Below are 24,262 nucleotides of genomic sequence, written 5' to 3'. Positions count from 1 at the left end.
CCATGCGAATACTGAGAATCCCCGCCGCGGCCGCGATGGTGGCCTGCGGTCTGCCAGCCGCCTTTGCACAGACCGCCCCGCCACCGTCAAGCGCCGCGTCGGCACCCGCCGTGCGCCCACCGGTCAGGCCGGCGGCAGCCGACACCAAGGCGGCCGAGCAGCTCAAGCGCGTCGAGATCAGCGGCACGGCCAGCGACGACACCATCCGCCGCGCTTCCACGGCCAGCAAGATCGTCATCACCCGCGAGGAGATCGAGAAGTACGGTGACTCCACCGTCGGCGAGGTGCTCAAGCGCCTGCCCGGCGTGACCACCGGCGGCCGCCCGGGCCGCGGCGGCAACGTGCGCATGCGCGGCATGGGCGGCGGCTTCACGCAGATCCTCGTCGACGGCGAGCGCATGCCGCCAGGTTTCTCGCTCGACCAGCTGCCGCCCGAGCAGGTCGAGCGCATCGAGGTGCTGCGCGCGCCGACGGCCGAGTACGGCACACGCGCCATTGCGGGCACGATCAACGTGGTGCTGCGCGAGCCGCTGAAGAAGAAGCTCAACGAGTTCCGCGCCGGCGTCAGCTTGGAGCGTGACAAGCTCAGCCCCAACATCAACTGGAGCCGCAACGACAGCTTCGGCGACGGCCACACCTACACCCTCAGCCTGAGCGCAATGCGGGGCGAGCGCGGCGACGACGTCATCAGCGACACCCTGCGGCTGAACCGCGCGACCGGCGCCGAGTCGCTGCAGGTCACGCGCGGCCGCAGCGAGGACACGCGCCAGGGCATCAACCTGAACGGCCGCGTGCAGATCAAGCTGGGCGGGCAGGACAGCCTGACGATCCAGCCCTTTATCGTGACGAGCAAATCGGAGAGCCGCTCCGACATCACGCGCACCACCACGCCCGCGCCCACTTCACCGCTGCCCGGCGACTTCGACCGCGCGCAGAGCGAGGGCGACAACCGCTTCACGATGGCGCGGCTGAATGCACAGTGGATGATGCGGCCGGACGCCGACACGCGCGTCGAGCTGCGCGGCGGCGTGGGCGGCGCCAGCGGCGAGAGCCACAGCCTGCGCCAGGAGACCCTGCGCGGTGCACCGTCGCGGCTGCAGGAAGACAGCACCGACAGCCGGGACCGCAACTGGAACCTGATCGGCAAGTTCTCGCGCACGCTGGAGAACGAGCACAGCATCGTCTTCGGCGCCGAGGGCGAAGGCAACAGCCGCAACTCCAGCCGCACGACGCTGGTCGACGGCAGGCCGCAAGCAGGCCTGGGCGAGTTCGGCGACGACCTGGATGCGTCGACCACGCGCTTTGCGGCCTATGCACAGGATGAGTGGACAGTCGGCAAGCAGTGGGACTTCTACGCTGGCCTGCGTTGGGAGGGCATCAAGACCGAGAGCAGCGCGGCCAACTACGCCGTCAGCAACACCACCAGTGTGTTCACACCGCTGGCGCATGCGCGCTACAAACTGGACCCGGGTGGCAAGGAAGCCATCCGCATGAGCCTGACGCGCAGTTACCGCAGCCCTCAGCTCAACGACTTGATCGCGTTGCCCAGCATCAACAGCAACCTGCCGCACGACATCGCGACGCCCGACCGCGCCGGCAACCCGAACCTGAAGCCCGAGCTGGCGACGGGCGTGGAGATCGGCTACGAGAAATACCTCAGCAAGGGTGGCCTGCTGAGCGCCAACTTCTTTGCCCGCAGCATCACCAACCTGATACGCAACGTGACGGCGCTGGAAGACGATGTGTCGTGGCTGCCCGGCATGTCACGCTGGGTCTCGCGCCCACGCAACCTCGGCAAGGGCAGCACCATGGGGCTGGAACTGGAGGCCAAGTTCCGGCTGGACGAATACTTTGCGAACGCACTGCCCATCAACGTGCGCAGCAACGTCAGCTTCTTCACATCCAAGGTAGACGGCCTGCCCGGGCCGAACAACCGCATCGAGGGCCAGCCCAAGGCGACGGCGAACCTCGGCTTCGACTACCGGCTGCGCTCGGTGCCCGTGTCGCTCGGTGCGTCGTTGAACTGGACGCCGTCGTCCACCATTCAGCAGACGGTGCTGACGGAGGTGACGACGAATCGCAAGCTGGTCTCGGACGCGTTTGCGATGTGGAACATGACGCCAGAGCAGTCGCTGCGCTTGTCGGCCAGCAACCTGACGCCGCTGGACTACTACACGGGCAGCATCAGCACGACGGAGCAGCAGATCGTGACGAGCCGCAGTGGTGGGCCGAGCTATACGCAGTGGCAGTTGAGGTGGGAGATGAAGATTTGAGGTGGGTTGAGGTTGCTTGTCGGTCGCCTTTACCGAGAGCGTGTCTGCTCAGGAGATTGCCGGGAGTCCGTCCCGGCGGCCGGGTAACTTTCTTCTGCGGGGCCAGAAGAAAGTCACCAAAGAAGAGGCCCTGAACCGCACACGATCGCGACGCCGCCTGGAGCGGCGCGCGAAAACGATCGCCGGTACTGCGCCCACACGCGACCCGCTGCGCTCTCGCTGCTGTCCCTGTGAAGAGCGCCATCCATCGCCCCTTCACGCCCGTTAACGCCGGCTGCACGCCGGGCTCACCAGGGCATACCAATACCGCGTCGCTGGGGCGACGCCCCGGTGGATGTCGCGCAACGGTCGCGTCGCCCGAGCGACGCTGTCTTCGGTCTTTCTCGTGAGCACGGCGTGCAGCCGCGCGTCAAGCGGCCTAACGGTGCGATGGATGGTGCTGGTGACAAGGACAGCAGCGAGAGCGCAGCGGGTCGCGTCTGCCCGCTGACCGACCGGCTCTTGCACGGCGCAGCTCGTGCATGTGGTGCTGGTGTGCGGTTCAGGGCCTCTTCTTTGGTGACTTTCTTCTGGCCCCGCAGAAGAAAGTTACCCCGCCGCCGGGCGGGACTCCCGGCAATCTCCCGAGCAGACACACTGCCCCAAAGATCACCCCATCAACCCGGCAAGCTCACCGTCACCCAAGGCCCCGTCAATCCATCCAGCTCACAGTCCCACAACGCCTGCGCATCCATCGCATCCACAACGCCTTCGCCGTACACCTTGAGCGCCAGGCTGCGCAACATGATGACCATGCCCCGCACGAATGCCGCGCGCCCTGCCTCGCCGGCCACGCCCAGCAGCACCGACGCGTCGAGCTTCACGTAGTCCAGCCCGGCCTGGTAGAGCCGCTCGACCCGGGCCAGCCCCGCGCCCGCATGCTCCAGCCCCAGCTTCACGCCGAGCGGGCGCAGCTGGCGGCCGAACTCCATCAGGCGCTCGAAATGCTCTACCGCCGCAGCTTCGGCAATGTCGAGCAACAGCGAACGCGCCGCCTGCGGTGACTGGCCCAACAGCTCATGCAGCTGCGGCAGGAAACCCGCATCGGCCAGCGAGGCCGGCGCCACATTGATGCAGCGTGCCTGGCCGTCGGCGACGATGGCCTGAAGAGCAAGGCTGATGGCGAAGAGGTCGACCTGCGCCGTCATGCGCGCTCGCGCCGCCAGCGGCAGCCAGATGGCGGCGGCTTGGAAGTCGGTGTCCAGCCGCAGCTGCAACGGGCATTCGAGATGCAGCACGCGGCCGCCGCGGTCACGCACGGGGAACTCGACGAGGCGGCCGCGCTGCTGCGTGACGGCGTCGTGCAGCTGACTGCGCCACAGGCCCTCGCCCTGCTCGCGGCCGACGCCGGGCTCCGCGACGACGATCTCGACGACCAGGCCGCCCCGCGCCTCGTTCTGATGCTCGGCACGCGCCAGCGCGGCATCGGCTTCGCCCAGCCAGACGCCGCTCGGCCGCTCGCGCGGCAGCTCGATGGCGCCGAGCGCCACCTGCACGCCGGGGCCGAAGGCGGGCAGGCTGGCGCGCAGCGCATCGGCCAGGGCCTGCGCCGTCTCGGCGGCCACGCCCTCGGCGGGCAGCCACAGCGCGAAGTCGCCGCCATTGAGCCGGCCGACGCGGCAACCCGCGACCGACTCGGGATAGGCCTGCAGCGCCGTGACGAGAGTCAGCAACACGTCGTCGACAGCACCACGGCCGAGGCGTGCGTTCAACCCGGGCAGGTCGCGCAGCCGCACCAGCACCAGGCCGGCGATGGCCGGGCCGTCGTCGCGCTGCAGCGCCGCATCAAGCTCGGCGAGGAAATGCTGGCGCGTGGACACGCCGGTCAGCGGGTCGTGGTGAACCTGCTGGCGCAGCACCAGTAACTGGCCGGCCTGGGCCTCGAAGAGCTCGCGCACGCGCTGCACCATCGCGTTCATCGCGCGCGTCAGGCGCTGCAGTTCGGGCACGCGCGGCTCGGTGACCTGGCCATAGCTGCCGGCCAGCACGCCCTCGGCCTGGGCCACGGCGGCGTCGAGCGGGCGGCGGATGCGCCGCAGGCCCGCCCAGGCGGCAATGGCCGCGACGATGCCGACGATGAGCAGCCAGGCCAGCAACCGGCGCGACGCCAGCCACAGCGCGTCATGTGCATAGGCGGAGTGGCTCTTGAGCTCAACGGCGCCGATGGCGTTCCAGCCGTTGGACAGCTGGGCCACGCCGGCCGGGGCGGTGATGGGAAACAGCGCGCGGAACCAGCCGGGCGCCTGGCCGGGCCGCGGCGCACCACTGCGCTCGAACAGAGTCTGCCCGCCGGCGTCGCGCCAGCGCACGAATTCATAGGCGCCGGTGTCGAACTGGGCCGACACCAGCAGCTTGATCAGCTCGGCGTCTCCGCGCTGCTGCGACAGCGCCAGCGCGAGAGATTGCGCGTTGTCGGCGTTCTTGAGTTCGAGCTGCGTGCGCATCAGCTGCTGCGTGGAGCGCGCAGACAGGCCGACCGCGCCCACCAGCGCCGCCAGCACCACGCCCAGCACCAGCCAGGCGATCTGTCGCATCAACGACATGTCTTGGTCTCCATCACAAGAAGCCTTCCGCGCGCACCTTGGCCACCAGCTCGCGCCACAGCGACAGCCGCGCCAGCGGGTCGCCCGCCGTGACCTGGCCCACGCCCTGCCACAGCCCTTCGGTGTTGAAGCTGAACACCGGCGTCAGGTCGGGCCGCTGCGAGGCGGGCAGCACCTCGGGGCGCAGGTTGTCCAGGATCAGCGGCTCGTCACCCGGTTGGGCATGGTAGGCCAGCACCATGTGCGCCAGCGACTGGCCCTGCATGCGCGCCCGCACATAGACCATGCGCAGCCGCGCCGTCGGCACGCCGGCCGCCGCCAAGCTGAAGTACTTGGCGATCGCGTAGTCCTCGCAGTCGCCGGCGCGGCGCTCCAGGCTTTCCAGCGGCGACGCCCAATAGTCGGCCAGGCGCCAGGTGTCGGCGTCCTCCCGGAACGCCAGGCGGCGGTTGAAGAAGTCGTTGATGTCCTTGAGCCGCTGCAGCTCTTCCTGCGTGCCGCTGCGCTCGATTTGCTGCACGAGTGCCTGCGCCTGCTCGGCGACGCGCGCCCCGCGCTGGGCTGCGGCCTCCACCACGCGCGCCGCGTCGTAGGCGGCCAGCACCAGCCATGGATAGGCGAAGAAGGCGGCCAGCCACCACCGGTACGGGCCCGAGCGGAAGGCGGCGCTGAAGGTCGGGATGGGCAAGATGGCGGCGGGCGGGGGTTGATTTCACTGTACCGCCGCCCACCCCGTCGCCCGGGGCGCCAAGCGTGAACTCAGGCCGGGGAAGACCGCAGTCCGTAAACCTTGTCGCCGACAAACAGGTATTCCGCCCGCAGCACCGGTTCGCCCTGCTCGCCGGCAAAGGTGAAGCCGAGCACGGCGATCTCGGCGCCCGGCTTGATCTCCTCGACGCCCCAGGCCTGCATGCGCGTCAGCGGCGCCAGCTCGACTTCCCAGCGCCGGTCGCGGCGCGTGGGCACCTTGGCCTTGGCCAGCAGCGCGGCGCCGTCGACGGCCGCCGTCTGCCGCGGCAGGCTGCGCTTGGCGAAATCGGCCGGCAGCGCGAGGTTCTCGGGCAGCTCCAGCTGCAGCTCTGCATGCGGGTTTCCCCAGGCTACCTTGGCGGCGCGACCGCTGAGGTAGATCGGGCGCTCCTGGTCGAAGCTGCTCCAGCCGTGGTGGGCCAGCGCGGGCAGGCTGGTCAGGGCCGGCAGCACGGCCAGCAGGGAACGTCTTTGCATCATCACGAACTCCTCAGGTCAGTCGGTGGATGGAAAACTCGGGTCGCGCGCCGGGCCGCCCCAAGCCGGCCCGTCTGGCGATGTGCGAACGGCTCTATGCCGCGAGCATCGCCGTCCCCTCGGGGGACCGGCCACGGCACGCCGTGGACGAGGGGCTCACACGTAAGCGATAAAACGGCCGCAGATGATGACAGCCAGCCAAATCCCCACTGACAACAGGCCCAGCGCGCGCGCCGGTCGGTCCGCCAGCGCCAGGCTGCCGCGCGCGTGGAACCACGCGGCGTTCGCGCCGGCCAGCATCAACAGCAGCAGCTTCAGGCGGAAGGCCGGGTTGGCCAACAGCTCCTGCGGCTGCGTGGCGAACATGGCCAGGCCGGTCAGCGCGCACAAGCCGAAGCCCAGCAGCGCCAGCGGCAGCACCAGCCGCGCGATGGCGGCCAGGTCCAGCGCGCGGCCCAGGCCGAGCAGGCGCAGCTCGAACACCAGCAGGCCACCGAACAGCATGGCGATCCCCACCACGTGCACCGTCTCCAGCGCGGGATAGGCCCAGGGGTGGGAGGCTAGAGCGGTCCACATGGCGGCGGGCGAATCAAAGCGATGAAGTGGGCAAGATTGACGCCGGCACGGCTGGAGCCTTCACTGTAGCGACGCCGGCGCCGCCTATGATTTTTGGGCCATGCAGACCACCGCCTCCATCCCGAGCACGCCGAGCAGCCCGACGCAGAAGATCCGCGACGACATCGACCAGGCGCGCCGCCGTGGGCCCTTGCAGCAGATCCAGATCCCGCCCTGCCCCGAATTGCTGGCCCAGCTGCAGCGGGCCATGAACCAGGCAGAGCCGGACCTGAACCTCGTTGCCCGCATCGCTTCCAGCGACGTCGCCATGGCCGCCACGCTGCTGCGCATCGCCAACGGCCCGCTGTTCAAGCCGGTTGGCCTGCCCTGCACCACCGTCGGGCAGGCCATGACGCGCATCGGCCTGCGCGAGAGCGTGGCCGTCATGACCGGCTTTCTCGTCCAGCACGCCATCCCCGTCAACGCGCCGCAGCTGGCGCGCTTCTGGGAGCGCAGCGCCAAGCGCGCCGCCGCCATGGCCACCATCGCCCAGCAGCTGCCGGGCCTGTCGCCGGACCTGGCGCACAGCTTCGGCCTGTTCCTGCACGTGGGCATGCCGGTGCTGCTGCAGAGCGTGCGCGGCTATGCGGCCACCATGGTGGAGGCCGGTGCACGCATCGACCGGCCCTTCATTGCCACCGAGAACGCCAATCACAAGACCGACCATGCCGTCGTCGGCGCCCTCGTCGTGCGGGTGTGGAACCTGCCGGCGCCGCTGATGGCGGCGATCCGCCTGCACCACGACTACGCCGCCCTCGGCCATGCGGGCATCGAGCCCGAGATCCACACGCTGATCGCCGCCGGTCTCATCGCCGAGCACCTGATGCGCCGCCACGAAGGCCTGCCCGAGGACGCCGACTGGGCCGGCCACCATGCCGCCGCGATGGCCTGGCTCGGCATAGGCTGGGACGAACTGGCCCAATGGGAAGAGGCCGTGACCGTTCAGCTCGACGCGGCCTGAGCAGCGATGCGGCTGCCGCGCCTGCGCATCGTCGTCCTCGCCGCCATGGTGCTGGTGACGCTGGTCACGCTGGGCTGGTGGGTGTTCGGCCCGTCCGGGGTCGCCGTCGAGCTGACGCGGCGCAGCTGGCGCATGGAAATCGTCATCGAGAAGCTGCGCGCCGAGGCCGGCTCGGACTGGTGCGACGAGCTGCCCGCCGGCGCCTTCGACATTAGCCGCCGCGTGATGGCTGATCCCAAGGGGATGCGTTCCGAGCCGAGTGAGCACTGCCGCTACACGATGCTGGCCTGGCGTCGCAGCTGGATCGCCAAGAGCGAGGGCGGCCCGGCTGACCGGCCCGACTGGCCCCGCCCGCCCCTGCGCGTGGCCCCGCCCGGCGAGGCTGGCAGCGAGCGCCTGGGCAAGCGCGAGGCGTACTTTGAGATCGAACTGCGCGACCGCGAGGACCACGCCTGGGTGTGCCGCGTCACGCCCGAGCGCTGGCAGCAGCTGCGCGAGGGCCAGCGCTTTCGCGTGCCAGTCGACCGCTTCGGAACGGCGGATTGCCCGCGGATGTACCCGTCACGCTTCTAGCGGAACAGCTGCCAGGCAGCGACGATGACGTGGCCCCACACCGTCACGTTGAAGAACAGCAGCGCGAACACACGCAGGAAGACCCAGAACTTGCGCGCACGCGCAAACGCTTCGTCCTCGCCGGTAAAGACGTAGATACCCATGTAGAGCGCCGAGGGCAGCAGCGTGGCGGCCATCACGACGGCCATCAACCAGTAGAAAAAGGTCATGCCGCGATTGTGGCGACTGGCGTAGCCGTCACGAAGGCAGGAAGACCCGGCCCCGCCACGACGCAAAAGGCCCGGACCGTTGCCGGGCCGGGCCTGCGAACTGAAGCGCTGAAGCCTTACTTCTTGCGCACCGGCGGCACGTCCGTGCAGGAGCCGTGCGCCACTTCCGCGGCCATGCCCAGCGATTCGCCGAGCGTCGGGTGCGGGTGGATGGTCTTGCCGATGTCCACCGCGTCGGCGCCCATCTCGATGGCCAGCGCGATCTCGCCGATCATGTCGCCGGCATGCGTGCCGACGATGCCGCCGCCGATGATGCGGTGGGTTTCCTCGTCGAACAGCAGCTTGGTGAAGCCCTCGTCGCGGCCGTTGGCGATCGCGCGGCCCGAGGCCGTCCAGGGGAACAGGCCCTTGGTGATCTTGATGCCCTTGGCCTTGGCCTCGTCCTCCGTGATGCCCACCCAGGCCACCTCGGGATCGGTGTAGGCCACGCTTGGGATCACGCGGGCGTCGAACTGGCTCTTGGCGTATTCGGCGTTGCCGAGCAGTTCGCCCGCGCAGACCTCGGCGGCGACGTGGCCCTCGTGCACCGCCTTGTGGGCCAGCATGGGCTGGCCGACGATGTCGCCGATGGCGAAGATGTTCTGCACGTTGGTGCGCATCTGCACGTCGACCGGGATAAAGCCGCGGTCGGTTACCGCGACACCGGCGTTCTCGGCGCCGAGCTTCTTGCCGTTGGGCGTGCGGCCGACGGCCTGCAGCACCAGGTCGTAGCGCTGCGGCTCCTTCGGGGCGCCCTCGCCTTCGAAGGTCACCCAGATGCCGTCGGGCTTCGCTTCGGCGCCGACCGTCTTCGTGTTCAACATGATGTTGTCGAAGCGGTGGGCGTTGAACTTCTGCCAGACCTTGACGAGGTCGCGGTCTGCGCCGGTCATCAGCGTGGGCAGCATCTCGACGACATCCAGACGCGAGCCCAGCGTGGAGTACACGGTGCCCATTTCCAGGCCGATGATGCCGCCGCCGACGATGAGCATCTTCACCGCCTCGACCTTCATCTCCAGCGCGCCTGTCGAGTCGACGATGCGCGGGTCGTCGGGCAGGAAGGGCAGGCGCACGGCCTGCGAACCGGCCGCGATGATGAGGCGCTTGAAGGCCACCGTCTGCACGGCGCCCGTCTTGGCCTGGCCGACGGCGCCTTCAGTAGCCTCGACCTTCAAGTGCTGGGCGTCCAGCAGCGAGCCGACGCCGCGCAGCACCGTCACCTTGCGCATCTTGGCCATGGCCGCGAGGCCGCCGGTCAACTTGCCCGTGACCTTGTTCTTGTGCGCGCGCAGCTTGTCGAAGTCGACCTCCGGCTCGCCGAAGGCCACGCCGAGGTCGGCCATGTGGCTGACCTCGTCCATGACGGCCGCCACGTGCAGCAGCGCCTTGGAAGGGATGCAGCCGACGTTCAGGCAGACACCGCCGAGGGTGGCGTAGCGCTCGACGAGAGCGACCTTCAGGCCGAGGTCGGCCGCGCGGAAGGCAGCCGAATAGCCACCGGGGCCACCGCCGAGGACGACGAGGTCGAAGGCCTGGTCGGCGCTGCCGCTGTACGTTGCCGCGACCGCGGCGGGTGCAGCGGCGACGGGTGCCGGCGCAGGCGCTGCAGCGGCAGGTGCCGGCGCCGGAGCAGCGGCCTCCGCCGACTCCAGCGTCAGCACAACCGAGCCCTTCTTGACCTTGTCGCCGATCTTGACCTTGACGTCCTTGACGACGCCGGCGGCCGATGATGGGATCTCCATCGACGCCTTGTCGCTCTCGACGGTGATGAGGCTCTGCTCGACCTTGACGGTGTCGCCAGCCTTCACCAGCACCTCGATGACGCCGACTTCGTCGAAGTCGCCGATGTCCGGAACTTGAACTTCAATGAGTGCCATTGGTTCCGCTCCCGATTACAGCGCGATCCGACGGAAGTCGGACAGCAGGCTGGCGAAGTAGACGTTGAAGCGCGCGGCCGCCGCGCCGTCGATGACGCGGTGGTCCCAGCTCAACGACAGCGGCAGGATCAGGCGCGGCTGGAACGCCTTGCCGTCCCACACGGGCTCGATGCTGCTCTTGCAGACGCCCATGATGGCCACTTCGGGCGCATTGATGATGGGCGTGAAGTACTTGCCGCCGATGCCACCCAGCGACGAGATCGAGAAGCAGCCGCCGCTCATGTCGGCCGGGCCCAGCTTGCCGTCGCGGGCCTTCTTGGCCAGCTCGCCCATCTCCTGGGTGATCTGGAAGATGCCCTTCTTGTCGGCGTCCTTGATGACGGGCACGACCAGGCCGTTGGGCGTGTCGGCCGCGAAGCCGATGTGGAAGAACTGCTTCAGGACGAGCGTGTCGCCATCCAGCGAGCTGTTGAACTCAGGGAACTTCTTCAGCGCCGCAACGGCCGCCTTGATCATGAAGGCGAGCATCGTGACCTTGATGCCGGCCTTCTCGTTCTCCTTGTTGAGCTGGACGCGGAAGGCTTCGAGGTCGGTGATGTCGGCATCGTCATGGTTGGTGACGTGCGGGATGACGACCCAGTTGCGGTGCAGGTTGGCCCCCGAGATCTTCTTGATGCGGGATAGCTCCTTGCGCTCGATGGGGCCGAACTTCTCGAAGTCGACCTTGGGCCAGGCCAGCACGTTGAGACCCGAGCCACCGCCACCGCTGGCAGCGGCAGGTGAGACGGCCTTCTGCGCGGCGGTCTGCACGGCGCCCGACATGACAGCCTTGACGAAGCCCTGCACGTCGCTCTCGACGATGCGGCCCTTGGCGCCTGTGCCCTTCACTTCTGCCAGCGGCACGCCAAGTTCGCGGGCGAGCTTGCGGATGGTCGGCGAGGCGTGCGGCAGCTTGCCGGTGGGTGCGGTGGGCTGATGCGGCGGCAGCGCAGCCGTGGGTACGGCCTTGGCTTCGGCCGGCGCAGCAGCAGGGGCGGCAGCAGCAGGCGCGGGCGCAGCGGCCGCAGGTGCCGGTGCAGGCGCAGCAGCAGCACCGCCGGCACCCTTCACGCGCGCCAGCGCCGAGCCCTTGGCGACCTTGTCGCCGATCTTCACCAGCAGTTCCTCGACGACGCCGGCCGTGGACGACGGAATCTCCATTGAGGCCTTGTCGCTCTCGACGGTGATGAGGCTCTGCTCGACCTTGACGGTGTCGCCGACCTTGACGAGCAGCTCGATGACGGCCACTTCGTCGAAGTCGCCGATGTCCGGCACGACGACGGTGACCGAGCCGCCCGCGGCTTGGGCCGGGGCAGGAGCCGCGGGTTCAGCAGCGGGTGCGGGCGTCGCAACGGCAGGTGCCGGTGCAGCAGCAGCGGCAGGCGTAGCAACGGCGGCCGGCGCAGCAGCGCCCTCGCCTTCCACGACCACCACGACGCTGCCCTGCTTGACCTTGTCGCCCACGGCGACCTTGATCTCCTTGACGACGCCGGCCTGCGAGGACGGAATTTCCATCGACGCCTTGTCGCTTTCGACGGTGATCAGGCTCTGCTCGACCTTGACGGTGTCGCCGACCTTGACCAGCACCTCGATGACGCCGACCTCGTCGAAATCGCCGATGTCAGGAACCCTGACTTCAATCAATGCCATGTTCTTGTCTCCGGGGCTCAGGCGTACAGCGGGTTGATCTTGTCGGCCTTGATGCCGTACTTCGCGATGGCTTCGGCCACCTTCGCCATCGGCACAGCGCCGTCATCGGCCAGCGCCTTCAGCGCGGCGACGACGATGTAGTGGCGATTGACCTCGAAGTGCTCGCGCAGCTTGGAGCGGAAGTCCGAACGGCCGAAGCCGTCGGTGCCCAGCACCTTGTAGGAACGGCCCTTGGGGATGAAGGCGCGGATCTGCTCGGCGTAGTTCTTCATGTAGTCCGTCGACGCGATGACTGGACCGGCGGTGCGGCCGAGCTGCTGCGTCACGAACGGCACGCAGGCGAGTTCGGTCGGGTGCAGCAGGTTCCAGCGCTCGGCGTTCTGGCCGTCGCGGGCCAGCTCGTTGAAGCTCGGGCAGCTCCACACATTGGCGCCGACGCCCCACTCTTCTTCCAGCAGCTTCTTGGCGGCCTGGCTTTCGCGCAGGATGGTGCCCGAGCCCAGCAGGTTGACGCTGACGGGCTGCGCCGCGTCCGCGTCTTCCAGCAGGTACATGCCTTTGAGGATCTGCTCCTCGGTGCCGGCCTTGAGGCCCGGCATTGGGTAGTTCTCGTTCAGCAGCGTGATGTAGTAGTAGACGTTTTCCTGGTCTTCCACCATGCGCTTGAGGCCGCGCTGCATGATGACCGCCACTTCGTGCGCGAAGGTCGGGTCGTAGGACACGCAGTTGGGGATCGTGCCGGCCAGGATGTGGCTGTGACCGTCCTCGTGCTGCAGGCCTTCGCCGTTCAGCGTCGTGCGGCCGGACGTGCCGCCCAGCAGGAAGCCACGCGCCTGCATGTCGCCGGCGGCCCAGGCCAGGTCGCCGATGCGCTGGAAGCCGAACATCGAGTAATAGACGTAGAACGGGATCATGACCCGGTTGTTCGTCGAGTACGACGTGGCCGCAGCGATCCACGAAGCCATGCCGCCGGCTTCATTGATGCCTTCCTGCAGCACCTGGCCGGCCTTGTCCTCGCGGTAGTACATGACCTGGTCGCGGTCGACCGGCGTGTACTGCTGGCCCGCGGGGTTGTAGATGCCGATCTGGCGGAACAGGCCTTCCATGCCGAAGGTGCGCGCCTCGTCGACGAGGATGGGCACGGTGCGCGGGCCCAGTTCCTTGTCGCGCAGCAGCGTCGTCAGGAAGCGCACATACGCCTGGGTCGTCGAGATCTCGCGGCCTTCCGCCGTCGGGTCCAATACGGCCTGGAAGGTGGCCAGGTCGGGCACCTTCAGGTTCTCGTCCGTCTTGGCGCGGCGCTTGGGCAGGTAGCCGCCGAGCGCGTTGCGGCGCTCGTGCAGGTACTTCAGTTCCTGCGAGCCTTCCGGCGGCTGATAGAACGGGATCTTGGGCAGATCTTCATCCGACACCGGGATGTTGAACCGGTCGCGCATCGCGCGGATGTCGTCGTCCTGCAGCTTCTTGGTCTGGTGGGCGGTGTTCTTGCCTTCACCGATCTTGCCCATGCCGAAGCCCTTGACGGTCTTCACGAGCAGCACGGTCGGCTGGCCGACGGTGTTGACGGCCTTGTGATACGCCGCGTAGACCTTCTGCGGGTCATGGCCGCCACGCTGCAGGCGCCAGATGTCCTCGTCGCTCATCTTGGCCACGAGCTCCAGCAGCTTGGGGTGCTTGCCGAAAAAGTTCTTGCGCACGAAGGCGCCGTCGTTGGCCTTCATGGCCTGGTAGTCACCGTCGACGGTCTCCATCATGACCTTGCGCAGCAGCTCGTCCTTGTCGCGCGCCAGCAGGGGGTCCCAGTAGCCGCCCCAGATCAGCTTGATGACGTTCCAGCCCGCGCCGCGGAACTCGCCTTCCAGCTCCTGGATGATCTTGCCGTTGCCTCGCACCGGGCCGTCCAGGCGCTGCAGGTTGCAGTTGACGACGAAGATCAGGTTGTCCAGCTTCTCGCGTGCGGCCAGGCCGATGGCGCCCAGCGATTCCGGTTCGTCCATCTCGCCGTCGCCCAGGAACACCCAGACCTTGCGCTTGCTCGTGTCCGCAATGCCGCGGGCATGCAGGTACTTCAGGAAGCGCGCCTGGTAGATGGCCATCAAGGGGCCGAGGCCCATCGAGACGGTCGGGAACTGCCAGAACTCGGGCATCAGCTTCGGATGCGGGTAGCTCGACAGGCCCTTGCCGTCGACTTCCTGGCGGAAGTTGATCAGCTGCTCTTCGGTGATGCGGCCTTCCATGAAGGCACGGGCGTAGATGCCCGGCGCGCTGTGGCCCTGGATGTAGAGCAGGTCGCCACCGTGCACGCCGTCGTCGGCATGCCAGAAGTGGTTGAAGCCGCAGCCGAGCATGGTGGCCAGCGAGGCGAACGACGAGATGTGGCCGCCCAGGTCACCCCCATCCTCGGGGTTGTGCTTGTTGGCGCGCACGACCATCGCCATGGCGTTCCAGCGCATGTAGGCGCGCAGGCGCTCCTCGATCTCGATGTTGCCGGGGAAGCGCTCTTCCTGGTCGGTCGGGATGGTGTTGACGTAGGCCGTGTTGGCCGAGAACGGCACGTCGATGCCGGCCTGGCGGGCGTGGTCGATCAGGGTTTCGAGCAGGAAGTGGGCGCGGTCGCCACCTTCCTCGCTGATGACGGCCGAGAGGGCATCCAGCCACTCGCGCGTCTCCTGGGGTTCGGTGTCGTTCGCGGCGGCGCCGAGAAACTCTTGCGGCTGGGCTGACATGGCCGTGTCTCCTTCAAGTGCCGCCTCTGGCGGGCAGCGGGGTGTTCTACAAGGGCGAGTGCGGACGCAGGGGCCGCGAGCGGGCGGAGTGTCTCACAAGGCTGACCAGCTCCCAAATGGCGCGAGACGATTTCTTATTATGAAATTACCGTGGCCGCCGCCGCCCCGGATAATTTGGCGATGGCCCTCGATCCGCACGTTCCCGAGACCCGCACACGCCGGCAGCGCCTCCTCGCGCCGTGGCGCCGTCTGGTGGCCACCTGGTGGTTCCGGCAATCACCCTCGCGCCAGGACCGGCTGGCCACATTGGGCCCGCTGATCTCGGTGCTGCTCTTCCTGGCGGCCATCATTTCGGCCTTCTGGTACCTGCGCAATGAAGAGATCGAACGCGAGAGCGAGTCCGTCAAGCGTGACACCGAGATCGCCCAGCAGCAGATCCGCCTGCGCCTGATCGAGAACCAGGAGCAGCTTGTGCGCATCGCGCGCGAGGTCGTCACGCGGCAGATCGACACCCATGAGTTCTCAGCGCAGGCTCAGGCCTTTGCGCGCGAGCGACCCGAGCTGACCCATGTGACCTGGCTCAGCAACCGGCGCGAGCGGCGCAGCAGCGTCGGCGCGGCCGGGTTCCAGGCCGATGGGCTGATGTCGGCCCACGGCAACGACCCGTCCATGCCGATGCCCAACCAGTCCAACGCCGCGGCCATCGCCTTCGAGGCGGCCAAGGACCGCCGCCAGCCGGTCTACTCGCCGCCGTTCACCGACGCCAACGGCGTCACCGTCTTCCAGTTGCACATCCCGCTGATCGACCGCGGCGGCTTCGTCGGCGTGCTGATCGCCGAATACACCGTCGAGGCCTTGCTGCGCTACTACGTGCCCAGCGAAGTGGCCACCCGCCACAGCATCGCCGTGCTGGACGCCCGCGACCAGGTCGTCAGCAGCACCGTCACGCCCATGCCGGGCCAGGTCTTGCGCCGCGCTTCGCTGCTGCATGACGTACCGCTGGCGCCGGCCCTCAACGGCCTGGTGCTGCGCGGCCAGGGCTGGCGCACCTCCATCGGCCTGATCAACAACGCGCTGTTCTGGCTGGTGCTGGCGCTGGCCGGCATGACGGTGTGGATGCTGCTGGGCACCTGGCGCCACATGCGCCGGCGCACGCAGATCCAGAACGCGCTGACGCTGGAGACCAACTTCCGCCGGGCGATGGAGAACTCCATGCTGACCGGCATGCGCGCCATGGACATGGACACGCGCATCACCTACGTGAACCCGGCCTTCTGCGCGATGACGGGGTTCTCGGAGGCCGACCTCGTCGGACGCACCCCGCCCTACCCCTTCTGGCCGGCCGACCGCCGCGAGGAAAACGCGCGCCTGCTGCAGCAGGAGCTGCAGGGCCGCAGCCCGTCGGGCGGCGTCGAAGTGAAGATTGCGCGCAAGGACGGCTCGGCCTTCGACGCCCGCGTCTACGTCTCGCCGCTGGTCGACACCAAGGGCAAGCAGACCGGCTGGATGACCTCGATGACCAACATCACCGAGGCCAAGCGCGTGCGCGACCAGCTCTCGGCCTCGCACGAGCGCTTCACGACCGTGCTGGAAGGCCTGGACGCCGCCGTGTCGGTGCTGTCGGTGCAGCCACCCGAGCTGCTGTTCGCCAACCGCAGCTACCGCCTCTGGTTCGGCGCCGATCCGGCCGGACATGCCTTGCTGGCCGGCGGCCACCTGCTCGGCACGACCAGCCGGGGCGGTGGCCCGGACGACGGCGCCGATGAGGTCGACGACTACTCCGGGCTGCCCGCCGAGGCGCTGACCGACGTCGGCTCCGACCCGCGCGAGGTCTATGTCGAATCGCTGGCCATGTGGTTCGACGTGCGCGCGCGCTATCTGCAGTGGACGGACGGCCGGCTGGCGCAGATGCTGATCGCCACCGACATCACCATGCGCCGCCACGCCGAGGCGCAAGCGGCGCTGCAGGCCGACAAGGCGCAGGTCACCAGCCGCCTGATGACCATGGGCGAGATGGCCTCCAGCGTGGCGCATGAGCTGAACCAGCCGCTGACTGCCATTACGAACTACTGCAACGGCATGGTCAGCCGGGTGCGCGCCGACAGCATCGACAAGGAAGCGCTGATGGCGGCGCTGACCAAGACCGCCAAGCAGGCCGAGCGGGCGGGTCAGATCATTCACCGCATCCGCAACTTCGTGAAGCGCAGCGAGCCGCAGCGCCAGCCAGCCAACGCCGCCGACATCGTCGAGGACGCGGTGGAACTGGCCGGCATCGAGCTGCGCCGCCGCAGCGTCGCCATCCACACCTACGTGGCCCAGCGCCTGCCGCAGATGATGGTCGACCCCATCCTCATCGAGCAGGTGTTGATGAACCTGCTCAAGAACGCCGCCGAGGCCATCGACAACGCCTCGCTGCCGACCTCCCGCCGCCACATCGAACTGCGCGTCATCCCCAAGCACAGCGCCGAGCTGGGCGGCCAGATCGAGTTCTCGGTCACTGACATGGGCCCGGGTTTGCCCGATGAGGTGCTGGCCCGCATGTACGAGGCGTTCTTCTCCACCAAGGCCGACGGGCTGGGCATCGGATTAGGGTTATGCCGGTCTATCGTGGAGTCCCACCAGGGCCGGATAAAAGCCGAGAACCTCTACAATGGCTCCTTGGTCGTCGGCTGCCGATTCGCCTTCACGATCCCAGTCACGATCACCTCGGAACACCTGCGTTCCGATCCCGCCAACGGTCCTGCCGGCAGCGCTCAGAGAACTGAACCCACCACACCATGAGCTTGATCCCGAAGAAGGGCAACGTCTACGTCGTCGATGACGATGAAGCAGTCCGCGATTCCCTGCAATGGCTGCTTGAAGGCAAGGACTACCGGGTCAAGTGCTTTGACTCCGCGGAATCCTTCCTCGCGCGCTACGACCCGCGCGAAGTCGCCTGCCTGATCGCCGACATCCGCATGGATGGCATGACCGGCCTGGAGCTGCAGGATCGCCTCATTGAGCGCAAGAGCCCCCTGCCCATCGTCTTCATCACCGGCCACGGCGACGTGCCGATGGCGGTGCAGACGATGAAGAAGGGCGCGATGGACTTCATCGAGAAGCCCTTCAAGGAAGAAGAGCTGCTGGCGCTGGTGGAGCGCATGCTCGACCAGGCCCGCGAGGCCTTCTCCAGCCACCAGGAAGCCGCCAGCCGCGACGCGCTGCTGGCCCGCCTGACGACGCGCGAGGCCCAAGTGCTGGAACGCATCGTGGCGGGTCGTCTGAACAAGCAGATCGCCGACGACCTCGGCATCAGCATCAAGACGGTGGAGGCGCACCGCGCCAACATCATGGAAAAGCTCAACGCCAACACGGTGGCGGACCTGCTCAAGATTGCCTTGGGCGCGACCGCCAAGGCTTGAGCCCCCTGCCCTACCGAAAGGCCGCTGAACCCTCAGCGGCTTTTTGCTTTCTGACTTCAGCTTCACCGAATAGCCTGCCATGACCGCCCAACTGATCGACGGCCTCGCCCTCTCCAAGTCCATCCGCGCCGAAGTCGCCACCCGCGCTGCGGCGCTGACCGCCAAGGGTGTGCAACCCGGCCTCGCCGTCGTCATCGTCGGCGACGACCCGGCCAGCCACGTCTACGTGCGCAACAAGGTCAAGGCCTGCGCCGACGCCGGCCTGCACTCGGTGCTGGAGAAGTACGAGGCGAACTTCAGCGAGGCCGCCCTGCTGGCCCGCATTGATGCGCTCAACAACGATCCCAGCATCCACGGCATCCTGGTGCAGATGCCACTGCCCAAGCACATCGACCCGCACAAGGTCATCGAGGCCATCGCCACCACCAAGGACGTGGACGGCTACTCGACGCTGAGCGCCGGCGAGCTGATGACGCAGCTGCCCGGCTTTCGTCCCTGCACGCCCTATGGCTGCATGAAGCTCATCGAAAGCACCGGCTTCGACCTGCGTGGCAAGCATGCGGTCGTCATCGGCCGCAGCAACACCGTCGGCAAGCCGATGGCCCTGCTGCTGCTGCAGGCCAATGCCACCGTCACGGTCTGCCATAGCGCCACGGCCGACATCGGACACCACACCCGCCAGGCCGACGTCGTCGTGGCCGCCGTCGGCCGGCGCAACATGCTGACGGCCGACATGGTCAAGCCTGGTGCGGTCGTCATCGACGTCGGCATCAACCGCAATGACGAGGGCAAGCTCTGCGGCGATGTGGATTTCGACGCCGTCAAGGAAGTGGCCGGCTGGATAACCCCCGTCCCAGGCGGGGTCGGCCCGATGACGATTGCCATGTTGCTGGTCAATACGCTTGAATCGGCGGAACGCAGCAGAAACTGACCACCTCCTACCCGCTTTGCCGGCCCCCTTCGAGGGGGCGCTGCCAGTGGCCCGGCAAAGCCGGTTCCACGGCAGCCGCGCGATGACCGGCCTCGCTCGCGCGGGCCAGCTTGAAATTCACCGTAGGCGCAACACATGGCTGAAATGACGAACCCTTTGCTCTCCACCGCCGCCCTGCCCGACTTCGCGGCCATCCAGCCGGAACACGTGCAGCCTGCCATCACAGAGCTGCTCGCCGCCGCCCAGGCCGCGCTCGATGAAGCAACCAGGCCCGAGACGCCGGCCGACTACGACGCGCTTTCCCGCATCCTCGACACGGCCACGGAGCATTTCGGCACAGCCTGGGGCGCTGTGGGCCACCTGAACGCCGTGGCCGACACGCCGGCGCTGCGCGAGGCCTACAACGCCATGCTGCCGGCCGTCACCGAGTTCAGCACCGCGATGGGCGCCAACGAGGCGCTGTTCGCCAAGTACAAGGCCGTGCTGGCGGCGCAGGGCGCCTCGTTGAGCGCCCCGCGCCAGCAGTTGCTCAAGCACGCCATCCGCAACTTCGTGCTGTCAGGCGCCGAGCTTCAGGGCGAAGCGCGCGAACGCTATGCGGCCATCCAGGAGCGCAGCGCAGAGCTGCAGCAGCAGTTCAGCGAGCATGTGCTGGACGCCACTGACGGCTGGAGCTACATCGCCAGCGCTGACGAACTGGCCGGCGTGCCGCAGGACGTGCTGGACGCCACCAGGCTCGACGACGGCGGCCACAAGCTGACGCTGCACTTCCCGGTCTACCTGCCCGTCATGCAGTACGCCGACAACCGCGCGCTGCGCGAGAAGCTCTACCGCGCTTACGTGACACGCGCGAGTGAGTTCGGCAAGCCCGAGCTGGACAACACCGCCGCCATGCGCGAGATCGTCGCGCTGCGCCAGGAAGAAGCCAAGCTGCTCGGCTATGCCAGCTTCGCCGAGGTGTCGCTTGCGCCCAAGATGGCGTCATCGCCGGACGAAGTGAAAACCTTTCTGCGCGACCTGGCCAAGCGCGCCCGCCCCTTCGCCGAGAAGGACCTCGCCGAATTGCGCGAGTTCGCCAACGGCCAGCCGCTGGAAAGCTGGGATGTTTCGTACTGGAGCGAGAAGCTCAAGGAAGCCCGCTACGCCTTCAGCGACCAGACGGTGAAGCAGTACTTCACCGCGCCCAAGGTCGTCGCTGGCTTGTTCAGCATCATCGAGCGCCTGTTCGACGTCAGCATCACCGAAGCGAAAGCCTCGGTCTGGCACGACAGCGTCAAGTTCTATGAGCTGCGCCGCGGCGGCCAACTCATCGCGCAGTTCTACCTCGACCTCTACGCCCGCAATGGCAAGCGCCCCGGCGCCTGGATGGACGAGGTACGTGCCCGCTGGCTCAAGCCGGGCGGTGAACAACAGACGCCGGTCGCGCAACTCGTCTGCAACTTCGCCAGCCCTGTTGGCGACAAGCCGGCGCTGCTGACCCACGACGACGTCATCACCCTGTTCCACGAGTTCGGGCACGGCCTGCACCACATGCTCACCCAGGTGAACGACCTGGGCGTGTCGGGCATCTCCGGTGTCGAATGGGACGCCGTCGAGCTGCCCAGCCAGTTCATGGAGAACTTCTGCTGGGAATGGGACGTGCTGCAGCAGTTGAGCGGCCATGTCGACAGCGGCGAGCCGCTGCCACGCGAGCTGTTCGACAAGATGATCGCGGCCAAGAATTTCCAGAGCGGTCTGATGACGCTGCGCCAGATCGAGTTCGCGCTGTTCGACATGCGCCTGCACGGTGAGCCGGGATCTGAAGCCGATGTGCAGAAGGTGCTGGACGAGGTTCGCGCCGAAGTCGCCGTGCTGATCCCGCCGGCCTTCAACCGCTTCCAGCACAGCTTCTCGCACGTCTTTGCGGGTGGCTACGCGGCCGGCTACTACAGCTACAAGTGGGCAGAGCTGCTCAGCGCCGACGCCTGGAGCGCCTTCGAGGAGGAAGGCGTGTTCAACCCCGCGACCGGCAAGCGCTTCCTGACCGAAGTGCTGGAGCAAGGCGGCGCCCGCGACGCCATCGACAACTTCAAGGCCTTCCGCGGCCGCGAACCCAAGATCGATGCGCTGCTGCGCCACCAGGGCATGAGCTGATGCGCCATGTCGCGCTGTGGCGCGGCATCAACGTCGGCAAAGCCAAGCGCTTGGCCATGGCCGACTTGAAGGCGCTGCTCACGGAGCTGGGTGCGACCGATGTCGGCACGTTGCTGAACAGTGGCAACGCTATTTTCGATACCAAGAAGAAGCTCAGTGCCGACAAGATCCGCGCGGCCGTGCTGGCCAAGCTCGGTGTGGATGCCGCGGTCATTCTGAAGACCGCCGCCGAATGGGCTGCCATCGCGGCACCGCACGGCATCGACGAGGCCGACGATCCGAGCCGGCTGCTTGTCGCCATACCCGCCGACGCCGGAGCGCTGACCGCTGCCGAATCCATCACTGCCGGCAACGGCGAGCGTTATGTCGTCACACCGCACGCGGCCTATCTGTGGTGCGGCAACGGCATCCTGGAGAGCAAGGCGGCCGTGCTGCTGCTCAAGAAGCTCGGCGAAGCGGGCACCACACGCAACTGGGCCACCGTCCAGAAGCTGAACGCGTTGGCGCAGGCTTAGGCCACGTCTTCCAGCGTGTGCACGCGCATGCCGACGCAGTCCTGCACCGGCTCCCGCCAGGCAGCGCGTGCCAGCACGCGGCCGCCGTCCCTCAGCCCGGCGGCCCAGCGGGCGCGCAGCCGGCTGTCGCTGAAATCGATGTCGCGCCAGGAGTCCTCGCCGTCCAGCGCGCGCATGACGAGGTGGACGATGTCGATGCGCGAATCGCAGCCCAAAGCGAGAAGCTCCTTCACGGCCGGCTCGGCGGCGGTCTTGGCGTCGAGCTTGCGGCCGACTTGGCGCAGCGCGCGGCGCAGGTTCTGCATGCGTTCGTGGTCGCCCAAGTGCTCCAGGATGCGGCTGGCGTACTGGATGTCCTTGTAGCGCGCCAGCGCCTGCGCCATGGTCTGCGGCGCCGCCTCGCTGGCGTCCCACAGGTCGACCATGAAGCACAGCGTGTCCCGACGCTCGGCGTCGTCCAGCACCACGTCCAGCGGCGTGTTGCTGTAGATGCCGCCGTCCCAGTAGGCTTCCTCGCCGATCTGCACCGGCGCAAACCCCGGCGGCAGCGCGCCGCTGGCCATCACATGCTCAGGCCCGATGCGGGTGCGGCCGTCGCGGTTGTCGAACAGGGCCAGCTCACCGCTGCGCACGTTGACGGCGCACAGCGTCAGCCGCGTCTCGGCCTTGGCAATGCGCTCGAAGTCGACCAACTCGCGCAGCGTCGCCGCCAGCGGCGCCGTGTCGTAGAAGCCCAGCTCGGTCAGCGGCGCACGACGGTTCATGTCCCAGGCCTGCGGACCGCGCGGCTTGAAGAAGCCGGGGATGCCGCTCGTCAACGTCTGCCAGGTCTGCAGCCCCTGTTGCCACAGCGCTGTGAACGGGCTGGCCGGCAGATGCGGCGCAAAGCCGGGCCGGGTGACGCGGTCCCAGAAGCTGCGCAGCGCCTTGAGCCGGTCGGCCGGCGCATTGCCGGCGATCAGCGCCGCGTTGATGGCGCCGATGGACGTGCCCACCAGCCAGTCCGGCGGCAACTTGGCATCCTCCAGCGCCTCGACGAATCCGGCCTGGTAGGCACCCAGGGCGCCACCGCCCTGGAAGACATAGACGGTCTGCGGCGGGCGGCGCGTGGCCATGTCAGTGGGCCAGCAGCGTCGTCACGTCGTCGCAGGGAATGGCAGCGAAGACCGGCAGCACTTCGGCGGCCGCCGCGTGCGCCACGAGGTGGGGGAAGGCGTCGCTCGGCACCACGCCCGGCAGCACGAATTGCGTGAAGGTCCAGGCCACGCCGACCGTGATGCCGGACTGGCGAATGCCAGCCTCGGTGATGTCCAGCGGCTGGGCGGCCAGCTCGGCTTCCAGCTCGGCGTAGGCCGCATGCAGTTGGCCCGAGACGCGCTCCAGCCAGGGCTCATGGCGCTTCTCGGCCGGGCGCAGGCCGCGCTCGTAGACGATTTGCGCAGTCTTCTCGCAGGCGGCGAGCGCCAGGCCGATGAGGCGCAGCTCACGCACCAGCGCCGCGGGTGCCGTCGGCATCAGGCTGCGACCGGCCAGCGCCTCGGCGTAGATGAGCATCAGCGTCGAGTCCATCAACACGCTGCCGTCATCGCAAACCAAAGTGGGCGCTTTCACGACCGGGTTGATCTGCTGGAAGGCATCGAAGCCTCGGAACACCGAAATGGCCGCATGCTCGAAAGGCAGCCCGAGCAGACGCATCGAGATCGCGACGCGGCGCACGAAGGGGGAATCGAGCATGCCGATCAGCTTCATGGTTGCTTCCTCGTGTTCTCAAAGCCCAGCAGGCCCTCGGCGACGGCTTTGCCGTGGCGGCGCTCGATCTCGGCACGCATCACGCCGTTGTAGCCATCCGCAAAGGCCGGGGTCAGCGGCGTGGCCTGGTCGCTGCGGCTGACCCACTCCACGCCATAGCGCTGCTTCATGCGCGCGTCCCGGGCTGTCTCGGCCTTGCTCGGCGGCGGCCCCACCCGCTGCAACTTCAGCAGGCCGGCTTCCAGGTCTGCGCGTGCCCGCGCCTGGCCGCGCTCGAACGCCAGCGCCGGCGTTCCCAGGCGCAGGTCGACGGTCGCGATCAACTGGCGCTCGCCGCCCCCTGGCCCCTGCACGACGCCGAACTCGTTGAACATCAGCACCACGGCGCCAGCCGACACCACGGCGCTCAGCACCGCGACGACATGGATCTTGCGGATGCCACGCCGCCGCTGCCATTTCGGCTCGACGAACTCAGAGAGCATGGCCGCCCACGGGTCGGGTTACGCGGTGCTCGCCGAAGGCTGCGATCAGCGGCATCGCCTGCGCGATGACGGCCTTGACGGCCGGCAACTGCAGTGACGCCTTGTGCGCGTCGGCATCGGTCCAGACCTCGGTGACCCAGACGGTCACCTCGTCGGCCGGGTCCTCGGCCACCACATAGCTCAGGCAGCCCGGCAAGGCGCTGGCCTCCGCCAGCAGCAGCTTCATCAGGTCGGCACGCCGGCCGTCCGCAGCCTTGAAGCTGCCTATCAATCCATACAT

The 24,262-nt window shown here is 67.9% G+C and carries 20 protein-coding genes; 8 read left to right on the top strand and 12 right to left on the bottom strand.

Annotated elements, in window-relative coordinates; translation table 11 throughout:
- Positions 1-2 precede the first annotated feature (2 nt).
- Positions 3-2,273 carry a TonB-dependent siderophore receptor gene (locus ASC81_RS06800; RefSeq protein WP_082536298.1) on the top strand — a complete coding sequence of 757 codons (2,271 nt, stop codon included), beginning with the start codon at positions 3-5 and terminating at the stop codon, positions 2,271-2,273.
- A gap of 656 nt (positions 2,274-2,929) precedes the next feature.
- On the opposite strand, the gene ASC81_RS06795 is transcribed toward ASC81_RS06800, so the two are convergent.
- The 4 genes from ASC81_RS06795 to ASC81_RS06780 form a co-directional block, all read right to left on the bottom strand.
- Positions 2,930-4,855: a LapD/MoxY N-terminal periplasmic domain-containing protein gene (locus ASC81_RS06795; protein ID WP_056264045.1), complete on the bottom strand. Its 1,926-nt coding sequence runs from the start codon at positions 4,853-4,855 to the stop codon at positions 2,930-2,932.
- Positions 4,856-4,868: 13 nt separating this feature from the next.
- Complete coding sequence (locus ASC81_RS06790) at positions 4,869-5,543, bottom strand: transglutaminase-like cysteine peptidase (RefSeq protein ID WP_235533575.1); 675 nt, start codon at positions 5,541-5,543, stop codon at positions 4,869-4,871.
- A 71-nt stretch (positions 5,544-5,614) separates the two neighbouring features.
- A complete protein-coding gene (locus tag ASC81_RS06785; protein ID WP_369820841.1) occupies positions 5,615-6,082 on the bottom strand; it encodes a DUF6152 family protein in 468 nt (155 codons plus the stop codon).
- 156 nt (positions 6,083-6,238) lie between these two features.
- Positions 6,239-6,658 carry a hypothetical protein gene (locus ASC81_RS06780; RefSeq protein ID WP_056264039.1) on the bottom strand — a complete coding sequence of 140 codons (420 nt, stop codon included), beginning with the start codon at positions 6,656-6,658 and terminating at the stop codon, positions 6,239-6,241.
- 100 nt (positions 6,659-6,758) lie between these two features.
- On the opposite strand from ASC81_RS06780, the gene ASC81_RS06775 reads away from it, so the two are divergent.
- Positions 6,759-7,658: an HDOD domain-containing protein gene (locus ASC81_RS06775; protein ID WP_056264035.1), complete on the top strand. Its 900-nt coding sequence runs from the start codon at positions 6,759-6,761 to the stop codon at positions 7,656-7,658.
- A 6-nt stretch (positions 7,659-7,664) separates the two neighbouring features.
- The gene (locus tag ASC81_RS06770; protein ID WP_056264031.1) at positions 7,665-8,231 is read left to right on the top strand and encodes a hypothetical protein; all 567 of its coding nucleotides are present in this window, start codon (positions 7,665-7,667) and stop codon (positions 8,229-8,231) included.
- On the opposite strand, the gene ASC81_RS06765 is transcribed toward ASC81_RS06770, so the two are convergent.
- From ASC81_RS06765 to aceE, 4 genes are all read right to left on the bottom strand, one after another.
- On the bottom strand, positions 8,228-8,440 hold the full coding sequence (locus ASC81_RS06765) for a hypothetical protein (RefSeq protein WP_056264028.1): 213 nt from the start codon (positions 8,438-8,440) through the stop codon (positions 8,228-8,230). The genes ASC81_RS06770 and ASC81_RS06765 overlap by 4 nt on opposite strands.
- Positions 8,441-8,556: 116 nt before the next feature.
- Positions 8,557-10,356, bottom strand: coding sequence for a dihydrolipoyl dehydrogenase (gene lpdA / locus ASC81_RS06760; protein WP_056264025.1), 1,800 nt, complete (start codon positions 10,354-10,356; stop codon positions 8,557-8,559).
- Positions 10,357-10,371: 15 nt separating this feature from the next.
- Positions 10,372-12,045: a dihydrolipoyllysine-residue acetyltransferase gene (gene aceF, locus ASC81_RS06755; RefSeq protein ID WP_056264022.1), complete on the bottom strand. Its 1,674-nt coding sequence runs from the start codon at positions 12,043-12,045 to the stop codon at positions 10,372-10,374.
- Positions 12,046-12,062: 17 nt separating this feature from the next.
- Positions 12,063-14,771: a pyruvate dehydrogenase (acetyl-transferring), homodimeric type gene (gene aceE / locus ASC81_RS06750; RefSeq protein ID WP_056264019.1), complete on the bottom strand. Its 2,709-nt coding sequence runs from the start codon at positions 14,769-14,771 to the stop codon at positions 12,063-12,065.
- Between the two features lie 180 nt (positions 14,772-14,951).
- On the opposite strand from aceE, the gene ASC81_RS06745 reads away from it, so the two are divergent.
- The 5 genes from ASC81_RS06745 to ASC81_RS06725 all read left to right on the top strand — a co-directional run bounded on the left by ASC81_RS06745 (position 14,952) and on the right by ASC81_RS06725 (position 21,751).
- Positions 14,952-17,552 (top strand): PAS domain S-box protein, encoded by a 2,601-nt coding sequence (locus ASC81_RS06745; RefSeq protein WP_056264017.1) that lies wholly within the window; start codon positions 14,952-14,954, stop codon positions 17,550-17,552.
- Positions 17,549-18,172, top strand: a complete 624-nt coding sequence (locus ASC81_RS06740) for a response regulator transcription factor (protein ID WP_056195018.1) — start codon at positions 17,549-17,551, stop codon at positions 18,170-18,172. Before ASC81_RS06745 ends, ASC81_RS06740 begins: the two co-directional genes overlap by 4 nt.
- Before the next feature lie 79 nt (positions 18,173-18,251).
- Positions 18,252-19,103, top strand: a complete 852-nt coding sequence (gene folD / locus ASC81_RS06735) for a bifunctional methylenetetrahydrofolate dehydrogenase/methenyltetrahydrofolate cyclohydrolase FolD (RefSeq protein ID WP_056264015.1) — start codon at positions 18,252-18,254, stop codon at positions 19,101-19,103.
- Between the two features lie 144 nt (positions 19,104-19,247).
- Positions 19,248-21,236: a M3 family metallopeptidase gene (locus tag ASC81_RS06730; RefSeq protein WP_056264013.1), complete on the top strand. Its 1,989-nt coding sequence runs from the start codon at positions 19,248-19,250 to the stop codon at positions 21,234-21,236.
- Positions 21,236-21,751, top strand: a complete 516-nt coding sequence (locus ASC81_RS06725) for a DUF1697 domain-containing protein (protein ID WP_056264012.1) — start codon at positions 21,236-21,238, stop codon at positions 21,749-21,751. Before ASC81_RS06730 ends, ASC81_RS06725 begins: the two co-directional genes overlap by 1 nt.
- Here the strand turns inward: ASC81_RS06725 and ASC81_RS06720 are convergent.
- Genes ASC81_RS06720 through ASC81_RS06705 form a run of 4 tightly spaced genes read right to left on the bottom strand, consistent with a single transcriptional unit; the run spans position 21,748 to position 24,262 of the window.
- Positions 21,748-22,866, bottom strand: a complete 1,119-nt coding sequence (locus ASC81_RS06720; protein WP_056264008.1) for a patatin-like phospholipase family protein — start codon at positions 22,864-22,866, stop codon at positions 21,748-21,750. The two genes, ASC81_RS06725 and ASC81_RS06720, sit on opposite strands and share 4 nt — an antisense overlap.
- A 1-nt stretch (position 22,867) precedes the next feature.
- The gene (locus ASC81_RS06715; protein ID WP_056264005.1) at positions 22,868-23,500 is read right to left on the bottom strand and encodes a glutathione S-transferase; all 633 of its coding nucleotides are present in this window, start codon (positions 23,498-23,500) and stop codon (positions 22,868-22,870) included.
- Complete coding sequence (locus ASC81_RS06710) at positions 23,497-23,982, bottom strand: hypothetical protein (protein ID WP_056264002.1); 486 nt, start codon at positions 23,980-23,982, stop codon at positions 23,497-23,499. The genes ASC81_RS06715 and ASC81_RS06710 overlap by 4 nt, the downstream gene beginning before the upstream one ends.
- Positions 23,972-24,262, bottom strand: a complete 291-nt coding sequence (locus ASC81_RS06705; protein WP_056263998.1) for a putative quinol monooxygenase — start codon at positions 24,260-24,262, stop codon at positions 23,972-23,974. Before ASC81_RS06705 ends, ASC81_RS06710 begins: the two co-directional genes overlap by 11 nt.

Source organism: Pelomonas sp. Root405 (assembly GCF_001425165.1).
In the GTDB taxonomy this organism is placed as follows: domain Bacteria; phylum Pseudomonadota; class Gammaproteobacteria; order Burkholderiales; family Burkholderiaceae_C; genus Pelomonas.
This window is presented reverse-complemented; position numbering and strand designations above follow the sequence as displayed.